10 protein-coding genes and 2 pseudogenes are annotated in these 13038 nt (G+C 30.5%); 7 read left to right on the top strand and 5 right to left on the bottom strand.

What is annotated here, in order from left to right; translation table 11 throughout:
- Nucleotides 1-18: 18 nt before the first annotated feature.
- The 5 genes and pseudogenes from infC to OT390_RS01270 form a co-directional block, all read right to left on the bottom strand.
- Nucleotides 19-537, bottom strand: a complete 519-nt coding sequence (gene infC / locus OT390_RS01290; protein WP_002851726.1) for a translation initiation factor IF-3 — start codon at nucleotides 535-537, stop codon at nucleotides 19-21.
- A complete protein-coding gene (gene thrS, locus OT390_RS01285) occupies nucleotides 534-2342 on the bottom strand; it encodes a threonine--tRNA ligase (RefSeq protein WP_032586640.1) in 1809 nt (602 codons plus the stop codon). Before thrS ends, infC begins: the two co-directional genes overlap by 4 nt.
- A gap of 130 nt (nucleotides 2343-2472) precedes the next feature.
- Nucleotides 2473-3276 (bottom strand): undecaprenyl-diphosphate phosphatase, encoded by an 804-nt coding sequence (locus tag OT390_RS01280; RefSeq protein WP_002854708.1) that lies wholly within the window; start codon nucleotides 3274-3276, stop codon nucleotides 2473-2475.
- A 73-nt stretch (nucleotides 3277-3349) separates the two neighbouring features.
- A complete protein-coding gene (locus OT390_RS01275; protein ID WP_072227264.1) occupies nucleotides 3350-5347 on the bottom strand; it encodes an OPT family oligopeptide transporter in 1998 nt (665 codons plus the stop codon).
- A gap of 182 nt (nucleotides 5348-5529) precedes the next feature.
- A pseudogene (locus OT390_RS01270) lies at nucleotides 5530-6875 on the bottom strand (CitMHS family transporter).
- Between the two features lie 243 nt (nucleotides 6876-7118).
- Here OT390_RS01270 and OT390_RS01265 point away from each other — a divergent pair.
- The 7 genes and pseudogenes from OT390_RS01265 (at nucleotide 7119) to purF (ending at nucleotide 13036) form a co-directional block, all read left to right on the top strand.
- Nucleotides 7119-7442, top strand: coding sequence for a DUF4878 domain-containing protein (locus OT390_RS01265; RefSeq protein WP_002854421.1), 324 nt, complete (start codon nucleotides 7119-7121; stop codon nucleotides 7440-7442).
- A 1-nt stretch (nucleotide 7443) separates the two neighbouring features.
- Nucleotides 7444-8017: pseudogene (locus OT390_RS01260) on the top strand (YiiX/YebB-like N1pC/P60 family cysteine hydrolase).
- Nucleotides 8018-8115: 98 nt separating this feature from the next.
- Nucleotides 8116-8463, top strand: a complete 348-nt coding sequence (locus tag OT390_RS01255) for a hypothetical protein (RefSeq protein ID WP_002861010.1) — start codon at nucleotides 8116-8118, stop codon at nucleotides 8461-8463.
- A 134-nt stretch (nucleotides 8464-8597) separates the two neighbouring features.
- A complete protein-coding gene (locus OT390_RS01250) occupies nucleotides 8598-9725 on the top strand; it encodes a hypothetical protein (RefSeq protein WP_002869499.1) in 1128 nt (375 codons plus the stop codon).
- On the top strand, nucleotides 9725-10906 hold the full coding sequence (locus tag OT390_RS01245; RefSeq protein ID WP_002868214.1) for a replication-associated recombination protein A: 1182 nt from the start codon (nucleotides 9725-9727) through the stop codon (nucleotides 10904-10906). Before OT390_RS01250 ends, OT390_RS01245 begins: the two co-directional genes overlap by 1 nt.
- Before the next feature lie 62 nt (nucleotides 10907-10968).
- The gene (gene dapB / locus OT390_RS01240) at nucleotides 10969-11697 is read left to right on the top strand and encodes a 4-hydroxy-tetrahydrodipicolinate reductase (protein ID WP_002851754.1); all 729 of its coding nucleotides are present in this window, start codon (nucleotides 10969-10971) and stop codon (nucleotides 11695-11697) included.
- 1 nt (nucleotide 11698) lies between these two features.
- On the top strand, nucleotides 11699-13036 hold the full coding sequence (gene purF / locus OT390_RS01235) for an amidophosphoribosyltransferase (RefSeq protein ID WP_002857257.1): 1338 nt from the start codon (nucleotides 11699-11701) through the stop codon (nucleotides 13034-13036).
- Nucleotides 13037-13038 lie beyond the last annotated feature (2 nt).

Below are 13038 nucleotides of genomic sequence, written 5' to 3'. Positions count from 1 at the left end.
CTTATCCACAAAAGTGGATTAAGCTTTTTTTGGAGTTACAAGCATATTTACATAACGACCTTCAAAATTTGGCTCTTTGTCACGATTAGCTTCATTTTCTATCATAGTCCAAATTTTTTCAAGCAAAGCTACACCTGCTTCAGGAGTTGCCATTTCACGTCCTTTTAAGAACACACGAAATCTCACATGCTTACCTTGTTCTAAAAATTCTAAAGCATGTTTTACCTTGTAATTAATATCATTTTGAGCAATTTTTACAGAAAGTTTGATTTCTTTTATATCAATCACTTTTTGTTTTTTCTTTGCTTCTTTTTGTTTTTTCTCTTGTTGATAACGGAATTTACCATAGTCCATGATCTTGCAAACAGGTGGCTTAGCATCTGCAGCTATCATTACAAGATCAAGTCCTAAACGATTTGCAATTTCTAAAGCTTCATCACTACTGATAATACCATAAACTTTGCCATCATCGCCAACACATCTGATTTCATCCGCTCTTATTTCTTCATTGAGCAATACTTCTTTTTCTTTACTCAAAAGTGTACCTCACTCATTTTCTCCTTAACTAATTTAATAAATTCGTCCAAGCTAAGATTTTTTTGTTCTTTAGCTCTTCTATCTCTTAAAGCAACGCTACGCTTTGCCACCTCATCATCGCCTAAAACTAAAATCATGGGTAATTTTTGCTTTTCAGCGATACGAATTTTTTTACTTAAGCTCTCATTTTTTTCATACACCTCGCTATCGATATTAAGCTCTAATAATTCTTTTTGAATTTCTTTTGCGTAAGCAATATGTGCTTCGCCTATTGGCACTATACCCACCGCAGTTGGTGCGATAAAAAACGGAAACTCACCCGCACAATGCTCGGTTAAAATTCCTATAAATCTTTCAAAAGAACCTAAAATCGCACGATGCAACATTACAGGTTGTTTTTTTTCATTATCACTATCAGTGTATTCAAGTTTAAAACGACTTGGCAGGTTAAAATCTACTTGTATGGTTCCACATTGCCACTTTCTTTTTAAAGCATCGGTGATTTTAATATCAATCTTTGGCCCATAAAAAGCCCCGCCACCTTCATCAATACCGTATTTTAAACCTTGTTCATCTAAAGCTTCTTTTAAAGCCTTAGTCGCTATTTCCCAAATTTCATCATCACCTATGGCTTTTTCAGGTTTAGTTGAAATTTCCATTTCATAGCTAAAATCAAATAATTTCATCAAATTATCCACAAAAGCTAAAATTTCTAAAACCTGCTCTTTAATCTGACTTGGCATACAAAAAATATGTGCATCATCTTGAGTGAATTCTCTCACTCTAAAAAGTCCATGCAAAACGCCACTTTTTTCATGACGATGTACCACGCCGTATTCAAAAAATTTCAAAGGCAAATCACGATAACTTCTTACATCACTTTGATAAATTTTAATATGTCCCACACAGTTCATAGGCTTAATGCCATATTCTTGTTCATCAATTTGTGTAAAATACATATTTTCTTTATAGTTTGCATAATGCCCACTGATTTTCCATGCATCTGCTTTTAAAAGTTCAGGCCCACGCACAGGCTCATAACCACGTAAACGATGGATCTTATAAAGCATATGTTCAAGTTTAGATCTAAGTTTTGCACCGTTACTCAACCAAATAGGAAGACCTCCTCCGATCTCATCATCAAAAGTAAAAAGCTTAAGCTCTGTTCCAAGCTTTCTATGATCGCGTTTTTTAGCTTCTTCAATAATGGTTAAATACTCTTTTAAACTTTCCTTATCTGCAAAAGCGGTACCATAAATTCGAGTAAGCATTTCTCTTTTTTCATCACCACCTAAATACGCTCCTGCAACACGAGTGAGTTTAAAAAAGCGTAAAAATTTCGTATTTGGCACATGAGGACCACGACACAAATCTTCAAATTCACCTTGTTTATAAATACTTACAGCTCCATCAGGAATACGCAATAAAACTTCTTGTTTTAAATCATCATTTTGAAATTTAGCCAAAGCTTCGTTTTTTGTGATTTCATATTTTAAAATTTCAATCTTTGCTTCAGCAAGTTCTTTCATCTTTTTTTCAATTTTTACTAAATCTTCTTCGCCAATCTTACTTTCCACACGAAAATCATAATAAAATCCATCTTCTATAACAGGACCAACGAAAAATTTAGCCTCAGGATACAAACTCTTAATCGCCTGTGCCATTAAATGCGCACAAGAATGACGGATTACTTCTAAACTTTCTTTAGAATTATCAAAATAAATTTCTTTTAAATTTGTATTTTTCACACTTTGAGAGTCAATTATTGTCTCATTGTCCAAATACGCAATAACTTCTTTTTCCATATTTTTAACCCTTTGTCGCTCACTTACCCTGTGAGTGTTTATAAAGTTCTAATTTTAACTTTCTAAGACTTAATTATTTTTGAAATTCAGCTTATTTTTAAAAAAATCTTAGAATAAATTTAATATTTATTTATAGCTTAAATTCACTTCCAGCATTTAAAATCCCACTATAATACAAATAAAAGAAAACAAATCCTAAAATAATACGATAAATTCCAAAAGGGATAAAGTCGAATTTAGAAATAAATTTTAAGAAAAATTTTATAACTAAAACTGCAACAATAAAAGCAGTGATAAAACCTATGCCTAAAGGAATTAAAGAATTTGCATTGCTAAGAAGCTCAGGCTCTTTATAAATGCTATAAGCTGTAGCGATAATCATCGTTGGAATGGCAAGCAAAAAACTAAACTCAGCCGCAACTTTTCTATTAAATCCTAGCAAAAGTCCACCAATAATACTTGCTCCACTTCTTGAAGTACCAGGAATCATGGCTAAAGATTGAAAAATACCTATGCAAAAAGCTTGTTTAAAACTTATTTCTTCTAAAGAATTGATACGATATTGTTTATTTTTATGTGCAAGTTCTATAAGAATAAACACAACACCGCCAAAAATGAGCATTCCAACCACAACCCAACCATTAAATAAAGCATTTAAGTATTTTGCCACAAAAAGCCCTATAACTCCGGTAGGAAAAAATCCAACTGCAAGTTTTAACCAAATATCAAGCCCTTGAAACAATTTACGCCAAAATACAAAAATGACCGCCAAAATAGAACCAAGCTGGATGATAATCAAAAAGCTTTTCCAAAACTCATCTATATCGATACCTAAAATAGTCGTACCTAAAATCATATGTCCTGTTGAAGAAATAGGTAAAAACTCAGTCAGACCTTCTATAATTCCAAGTATTAAAGCATATAAATTTTCCATTTTAATCCTTGAATGATAATTGCAAAAGAAAAATTATATCAGAATGGATTAAATGGGGTTTTAACCCCAAAAATTAAGCATCTTTTTTAACAATACGCTTAATGAAATATAATACAACTCCCACAAAAAAGATAAGTGCGAAAAGCTCGCTATCATGAAAATTTGCTAAATTTAAAGCTAAAGGATTTTCACTACCACCCATACTTACTGAAAATACAGTAATTCCTGCGATAATTACCCCAAAAATACTTTCACCCACTATAAGCCCTGAAGCAAAAAGCGTGCCTCTTTGCTCACAACTTGCAAGTTTTTCTTCTTTATGAGAATTTTTTGCATATTTTTTAGTCAAGTGTTGCATTACAATATATTTTAAAATTCCGCCTATAACTAAAGGTATATTTACAGCAGGGGGAAGGTAAATACCTATTCCAACGGCTAAAGGCGGCAAAGACATTTTCTGTGTTCCTTTTAAAATTTTATCTATAATAATCATTAAAATTCCTACAAATACACCAAAAGCCATATAACCCCACTCTATATTGTGATGAAAAATTCCTTGGGCGATAGTGCTCATTAAATTTGCTTGCGGTGCTGCTAAAGCTGATGAAGCATCCATACCTTCTCTTGGCATTGCTCCGACAAAACCATAGGCTTGATAAAGCAAATTTAAAACAGGAACTATAGCCAAAGCACCAAAAACACAGCCTACAAGTAAAGCAACTTGTTGTTTCCAAGGAGTAGCTCCGACTAAATGTCCTGTCTTTAAATCTTGTAAATTATCATTCGAAATAGCAGCTGTAGCTAAAATAACACTAGTAGTAAAAATAGCTAATGCTACTGCAAATTTAGAAAGCATAGGATCTTGAAAAAGTTCCACACCTAAAACCAAAAAAACAATAGAAGAAATAATAACACCAATAAGTCCGATTCCAGAAATAGGACTAGAAGAAGATCCTACAAGTCCTGCCATATATCCGCAAGCTGCTGCAACAAAAAAACCTATTAAAACAGAAACTAAAGTTCCAACAAATGAAAATAGCATTTGATAATAAATACTTAAGTTAGCATCTTCAACAAAACTATAAAAAGTAATAAATAAACCCACAACCATTAAAACAAAAAGTATAAAAATACTTTTTAAAGAAAGGTCTATATTTGTTCTTTCATTTTTTTCTTGATTAGTAATTTTAACATTTTTAACAATTTCTTTAATACCTTCAATAACGGGTTTTAAAAGTTCTATTAAAGTCCAAAGCGCTGCTATAGCAATAGCTCCTGTTCCTATAAGCCTTACTTTAGAACTCCATACACTAGAAGCTAAATCTACAGCATTTTTTGCACTATCGAATTCAAAATTTGAAAGATAGGGAGTAAAAATACCCCAAGCTAAAAACATACCTACAAAAAGAGCTATAGCACCTGCTAAACCAACTAAATAACCTGCCCCTAAAAGTGCCAAAGAATATCCCATAGAAAAACCAAAAGCCATTTTATTCCAAATAAAAGCAAAATTACTCTCACTTGCAGCGAGCTTGAAACCATTGCTTAACAAACTAAAAATAGCAGCTATAAAAGAGCCTAATGCTATTTCTTTAATGCCTTGTTTTCCTTTTTTACTACTCTGATCTTTATTGGCTACTTTTAAAATTTCAGCTGCAGCTCTACCTTCAGGATAAGCAAGCTTGCTTTCAACCACCATAGTCCTTCTTAATGGTATAGTAAAAAGCACTCCAAGTCCGCCACCACAAAGACATATCATAAAAGTTTGCCAAAGTGGAAATTCACTCCAATACCCACACATAAAAAGCCCTGGGATAACAAAAATAACTGATGATAAAGTTCCTGCTGCTGAAGCTTGAGTTTGAACCATATTATTTTCTAAAATATTTGAAGTCTTAAAAAGACTCAAAACCGCCATGGAGATGACCACAGCTGGAATTGATGATGAAAAAGTAAGTCCCACTTTTAACCCCAAATATACATTTGAAGCTGTAAAAATAATAGTTAAAATACTTCCCAAAATCAAACCCCTTAAGGTAAGTTCTGGTAAATTTTGTTTTTTGTACATCATTTCTCCGTTTTAAAATTTACCTTCAACTTAAAAAATATTCTTATAAGTTTAAATTTATAATTTTTCTCTAAAGTAAAATAAAATAATACAAAAAAACGCTTATATTTTTATAAATTTTTGACTCAAAAATATCATAAAACAATGAGCTAATCATTGAAAAATCAAAAGTTCTTTTATTTTAATTATATTATCCCAGCTACCTCAGCAAAAATCAAGCAAATAATACTTATACCCCATATATAAAAAAAGCTTCTTTTGATATGATCTCTAATATTAACCTCTGCTAAACCACAACCTAGCAAAGTTGCAGGCACAACAGGAGAAATAAATGTCGCACAATTTCTTGCTATCACCATGATAATAGCTATAGTCAAAGGTTCAGCACCAAAAGCCTTAGTTACACTCAAAACTATAGGCATCACTCCATAAAAATAAGAATCCGTACAAAAAATAATTGCCATTGGAACAGCCAATATCCCTACCATTAAAGGAATATAAGCACCTAAATAATCTGGAACGAAATTTAAAATCAAAACACCCATTTTCTCCATAATACCACTTTTATCAAATACGCCTATTAATATCCCAGCACCAATTAAAGTAATATACATAAGCATTGCACCAGCACTTGCACGATCTAAAACTTTTTTAGCTATTTTTAAATTAGGATAATTAAGCGGTAAAATTATTACAAGCCCTATCATAAAGCAAATATAACTAGGAATAATACCACTAATTAAAAGCCCAATAACCCCAATAGTTACAAGTAAATTTAACCAAAACCATTTTTCATTATGGTGCTCGCTTTTTTCTATATTTAATTTTATTCCCGACAAGTTACCTGCGCCTGCGCCTCTTTTTATTTCTATCTTAGCAATCCAAATTGCCAAAAGAAGGGATAATACTAAACCTACAATCTGAATAGGTATAATATGGTGCCAAAGCAAATTTGCATCCATTCCTATATTAGTAGCCGCTCTTAAAGTAGGACCACCCCAAGGAATAACATTCATAACCCCCATAGCTGAAGTAATAATCAATAACATTGAAGTCTTTCTTATACTTAAACGCTCATAAATAGGTAATAATGCAGGTATTACAATAAGAAAAGTAGAAGCACCCGAACCATCTAAATGTACAGCAGCAGCAATAAAAACAGTAAGAATGCAAACTTGATATATATTAGCTTTCATTTTTGATAAAAATGCATTTAAAATTTTAGTAAAAAACCACTTGCATTTAAAACACTAAAAAAGAGTATAGAAAAAACAAACAAAGCTGCCGTATCCGTTACGCTTTTGACTCCATCTTTAATAAAAACAACCAATGTTTTAATATCAAAAACACCTCCTTTAACCCCTAAAGCTACACCCACGCCAAAACCAAGCCGTTCAAGAATAAGTAAAATACAAGCTACACTAATACTTACACTTATAAAAGCTAGTGCTGGAGTAGTATAATCTTTTAGCAAAAGCCAAACTATCAATCCTAACGAGAAAAAACCCAATAAAGCTAAAAAAATTTCCATATCCTATCCTTTTGTATCATTTTTATTCGATAATAAAATAGGATATTTTAACTCCAACTTATATGTGTTTAAATTTATAGCTTTTTAAAAAAAATATATTTTCTAATGTAACCATTATAAACAAGAATAAAAAAATAATTTTGAATTATTTTGCTATAATTATGAATATTTTAATTTATACTATCAAAAGAAAAAAATGAAATTTTTTAAACTTTCTTTCTTGGCTTTAGTTGCCTTTTTTTAGTGGCTTGCGGTTCTTCAAATCCTGAAGATTTAGCTAAAAATTTTACAAAAGATCTTTACAGTGGTAATACTAAATCTGTTATGAGTTACATTGATCTTAGCGAAGCTAAAAGCGATGAAGAAAAAACATTTGTTAGTGATAAAATCACTCAAGTTGTTGCTGAAAATGCAGCCAAAGCAAAAAGAATGGGTGGTGTTAAAAATATTCAAATTGAAGAAAAAACAATCAATAAAGATTCTGCTAAAATCAGAGTTTTAGTGTTATTTAACAATGATAATAATCAAAGCAGCAATGTTTTTCTTGCTAAAAAAGATAGAAAATAGCTTGTTTTACTTAAATAAAATTTTATATTTTTTCTTAATTTTATTTTTATTGATTGGAATTTTGGGTTTCTTTATAAATTCCAATCCTTCAAATCAAATCATCAAAAAACCCTATCTACCTTTTCTTGAAATAGGTGATCTTGTCTTTCGTGCAGGAATAGGAAGTGAAAGTTTTTTAATAGAAAATTTAAGTCAAAGCCCTTATTCTCATATCGCTATGGTAGTTAAAACTTCTCCAACTATACTCATACATGCTACAACAGATGATGACAAAAATGCTAAAGACCAAGTTATCTTAAGCTCTATGGATGATTTTTTAAAACTGAGTCATAAAATTGCTATTAAAAGATTAAAATTTGATGAAAAAACCAAACAAAAAATAGTTGCTAAAGCTTTGGAACATTTAGGCAGAAAATTTATCATAAGTACAGATAAAGATGCTTTTTACTGCACTACTTTTTTTAGAACAATCTATTAACTCCATTACCCCATTTCATCTTCAATATACTCTAATCAAAGCTCCTTTTAATGAAGGTTTATATCTTTTTCCACAAGCTTTTTTTGAAAATAATTAAAGCGTATTAATTTTATGAAAGTCAAAAATTTTTAATTTCACATTCACTTCACTTAAAAATTTTATAATGTCATCACTTTACATTAAGGAGAAATAATTATGAAAAAAAGTATTTTATTCACATCAGCACTTTTAGCTAGCTCAATGCTTTTTGCAGATAGTCTAAAACTTGAAGGTACTATTGCACAAATTTATGATAACAATAAAACCTTGCTTATTGACTCTATTTATGGCGGACAAATGGCTATAAAAGTTCTACCAAATACCGAAATAGAAATGGATGATTGTGGTATTTTTGGAACAGATAAAGATGGAACTTTTAAAGATTTACAGGTTGGAAATTTTTTAGAAAGTAAAATTTCTTATGGAACACCTGCTACACCAAATACTCAGGCTATTCCAGTAGCTAGAAAAATTGAAATTCAATGTTATAAAAAAGCTTATTAATATAAATCCCTTAACAAGGGATTTATAAAAATCATTCTTCGGCAAACTACTTCATTACTCTTAAATAAAAATTTAAACTCTTTTTTAACAAGCAATTTATAAAATAACACTTATATTTTCATCTAAGGCAAATAATGAAAAAATGGATTTTTATTGTTTTTTGTTTTATATTAGGTTTTATTATTCATATATTTTATATAGGATACACTAACGAACTTTTATTTAATAAATTTATTAAAAACAGCAATCCTGATTATACAATTACAGATATTTACTTCAAAAAAGGTTTTTTAACTTCTAAGGGAAGTTTTACTTTAAATCACTCTCATACACAGCTTTCAACCAAAATCGACCTTAAATTTAATAATTATTTTTTGTTAAATAAAATTATAAAAGGAAATTTTACAAATCCTTTTGATTTTTTAGATAAAGTGTTAAAAAACAATAAATTAGGAACTTTTACTCTCAAATTACACGATAACAACTCTAAAATATTTCTAAATATTAAAGATATAAATTTAAGCAATGAAGGTGGAGATACCATCATAAACGGCGGATATATTGAAGCTTTAATGAATAAAAATTTAGAAATTAAAAACATTAAAATACATTTTGATATGATTAATTTTTCTCAATTTTATACTAAATTTGTGTTGCAAAATTTAAATTACGAACAATTTTTTAACAATCCTGTACAATTTTATGAATTAAATTTATTTAGCAAAAGCCAACAACAAATCAACTTTGATTATCTTGTGTTAGATAACAATAAAATCAATTCTTTTTATAGCAAAAATCTAGTAAATTTTAATGAAGAAAATTCAACAATAAACTTAAACATACAAGGAAAATCCAATGAAATTGATATTGATCTTAAATCTTTATTGGGTCAGAATTTAAATTTTGACAAAACAAAATTTAATATAACCATAAATAAATTTCTTAACTCAAATTTCAATATCTCTCATTTTATTCAAAAAAATCTTGATCTAGAAATACAAAATTTAATTCTTGAAAAAAATAAACAAAATATCAGTTTACAAGGCAATTTAAATATTAACAACTCTTATCAAGCAAAATTACAAGTTATCAGTTCAGATGAGCCTGATGAAATTTTTCCTTGGACAAAGGATTATGGAGGTTTAAATCAATATTTTTTAAAAGAAAATAATAACTTTTTTCTAAATTTATCTTATGATAGCTTGGCCAATCCTCAACTAAAAATTAATGGTAGTGAATTTTCAAATATGGATTTAAATTAATGAGCCTAGCTTTGACCTTTCGCCCTGAAAATTTTGATGATATTTTAGGACAATATGAGCTTATAGAAATTTTCAAAAAATTTACTGCTTTACAAAAACTTCCTCATAGTATTTTTTTTGGAACAGCAGGTTCTGGAAAAACAACTTTTGCTAGAGTTGTAGCAAAAGAATTTGGCTTAGATTTTTATGAATTTGATGGAGGAAATTTTAAACTCGAAGAACTAAGAAAAATTTTAGATAATTATAAAAATAGTCTTTATAAGCCTTTAATTTTTATTGATGAAATTCACCGCCTTAGCAAAACCCAACAAGAAATGCTTTTAATTCCTATGGAAAATTACCGTTTAATTTTAATTGGTGCAAGCACTGAAAATCCCTATTTTGTTTTAAGTTCTGGTATAAGAAGTCGTTCCATGCTTTTTGAATTTAAATCTTTAGGGGCAAAGGAACTTGAAACTTTACTCTTACGCGTACAGGAAAAAATGAAATTTAGTATTGATAAAGAAGCTAAAGATTTTCTACTTAAAAGTGCTGATGCAAGAGCTATGCTAAATTTGCTTGAATTTGTCTTGGTTTTAGATGAAAAACATATCAGTCTTGAAAATCTTAAAAAACTTCGCAACACCATAAATAGTGAAGGTGTTAGCTCAAAAGATACACATTATATTTTAGCAAGTGCAATGATAAAAAGTTTACGCGGAAGTGACGTTGATGCAGCTATTTATTATCTTGCAAGACTTATTGATGCAGGAGAAAGTGCGGATTTTATCGCTAGGCGTTTGGTGATTTTTTCAAGTGAAGATGTCGGAAATGCCGATCCAAATGCTTTAAATTTAGCAGTTTCGACTCTAGATGCTGTTAAAAATATAGGTTATCCTGAAGCAAGAATTATCCTAGCCCAATGCGTAGTTTATTTAGCAAGCACAATCAAATCCAATGCAAGCTACAAAGCTATCAATGAAGCTTTAAACTATGTAAAAAATAATGAAGCTTTAGAAATACCTAATTATCTTAACAACAATCATCAAGAAAAACAAAACTATCTTTATCCACATGATTTTGGTGGCTGGGTAGAGCAAAAATATCTTAGTAAAAATTTAAAATTTTATCATAGCAAGGGCTTAGGAGAAGAAGCAAAATTGTTAGATAATTTATATAAATTAAAAAACCATAAAGCTTAATTTTATTATTTAAAATTTACAAAATAAATGCTAAAATCAATATTTTATTTTCAAGGAAAAAGATGATTAAAATAGGAATTTATGGCGCTAAAGGACGAATGGGAAAACAGATTGAAGAATGTTTAAAAAGCGAAACACAAGCACGAATTTCGATACTTTATGATAAGGGTGGAAATTTAGGAGAGCTTTTTGAAAAAAGCGATGTGATTATTGATTTTTCTTCCCCAAGTGGAACTCATGAGCTTTTAAATTATGCAAGAACTATGCCTAAACCTTTGGTAATAGGTACAACAGGGCTTGATGAGAAAATTTTACATTTGATGCAAAGTGCTAGTGAAGTGATGCCGATTTTTTATGCGACCAATATGTCTTTAGGTGTTGCGGTTTTAAACTATCTTGCTAGTAAAGCCAGTCAAATGCTAAGAAATTTTGATATAGAAATTTTAGAAATGCATCATCGCCATAAAAAAGATGCCCCAAGTGGTACAGCTATGACTTTAGCTCAAAGTGTAGCAAAAGCTAGAAATTTAGAACTTGAAAAAGTAAGAGTAAGTGGAAGAGATGGCATTATAGGTGAAAGAAGTAAAGATGAGATTGCCGTGATGAGTTTAAGGGGTGGCGATATAGTAGGACGCCATACGGTAGGTTTTTACGAAGATGGTGAGTTTTTAGAACTTAATCATACCGCTACTTCAAGGGCGACTTTTGCTAAAGGTGCGATTAAAATCGCTATTTGGCTTAGCAAGCAAGAAGCAAAAATGTATTCAATCAATGATTTTTTAGGAATTTAAAATGTGTGCAGTTGTAGGAGTTATTAATTCAAAAAATGCTAGCACTTATGCGTATTATGCGCTTTTTGCTATGCAACACCGTGGGCAAGAAGCAAGTGGCATTAGTGTGAGTAATGGTAAAAATATTAAGACTATTAAAGCTAAAGGTGAAGTGAGTCAAATTTTTAATCCTGATAATCTAAAAACTTTAGAAGGTGAAATCGCTATAGGGCATAATCGCTATTCTACAGCAGGAAATTCAAGTTTAAACGATGCCCAACCCATAGCAGCCACTTCGGTTTTAGGTGATATTGCTTTAGCGCATAATGGAAATTTAGTCAATAAAGAAGAAGTAAGATCAAGACTTATTCAAGATGGGGCTATTTTTCAAACCAATATGGACACAGAAAATGTTGTTCATCTTATCGCAAGAAGTAAGCAAGAAAGTCTAAAAGATAGATTTATTGAGAGTTTAAAAGAATGTATAGGAGCTTATTGTTTTGTTTTAGCAAGCAAAGATAAACTTTATATTGTAAGAGATCCTCATGGGGTGCGTCCTTTGTCTTTAGGGCGTTTAAAAGATGGAGGCTATATAGTTGCTAGTGAAACTTGTGCTTTTGATCTTATAGAGGCTGAATTTATTCGTGATGTTAAACCAGGGGAAATGCTTATTTTTACTCAGGGAAATGATAAATTTGAAAGCATAGAACTTTTTTCTCAAACTCCTAGAATTTGCGCTTTTGAATACATTTATTTTGCTAGACCTGATAGCATAGTAGAAGGTAAAAGCGTGTATGAAGTGCGTAAAAAAATGGGCGAAGCTTTAGCTAAAAAATTTGCTTATAAAGCAGACTTTGTCGTGCCTGTGCCAGATAGTGGAGTAAGTGCAGCTATAGGTTTTGCTCAATATTTACAAATCCCTCTTGAAATGGCAATAGTAAGAAATCATTATGTAGGAAGAACTTTTATAGAGCCAACTCAAGAGCTTAGAAATTTAAAAGTAAAATTAAAGCTTAATCCTATGCGTAAAGTTTTAGAAGGCAAAGAAATTGTAGTCATTGATGATAGCTTGGTGCGTGGCACTACTTCTAAAAAAATAATTTCCTTACTTCGTGCTGCAGGAGCGAGTAAAATCCATCTTGCCATAGCTTGTCCTGAGATCAAATTTCCTGATACTTATGGTATAGATACTCCAACTTTTGAAGAACTTATCAGCGCAAATAAAAATGCTGAAGAAGTGCGTGAATATGTAGAAGCTGATACGCTAAGTTTTTTAAGCATAGAAGAGCTAACTCAAAGCATAGGCGATGAAAGAAAATATTCTTTAATCAGTTTTGATGGAGATTATTTTATTAAATAATT

It is taken from the genome of Campylobacter sp. CFSAN122748, from assembly GCF_045277125.1.
Lineage (GTDB): Bacteria > Campylobacterota > Campylobacteria > Campylobacterales > Campylobacteraceae > Campylobacter_D > Campylobacter_D jejuni.
This window is presented reverse-complemented; position numbering and strand designations above follow the sequence as displayed.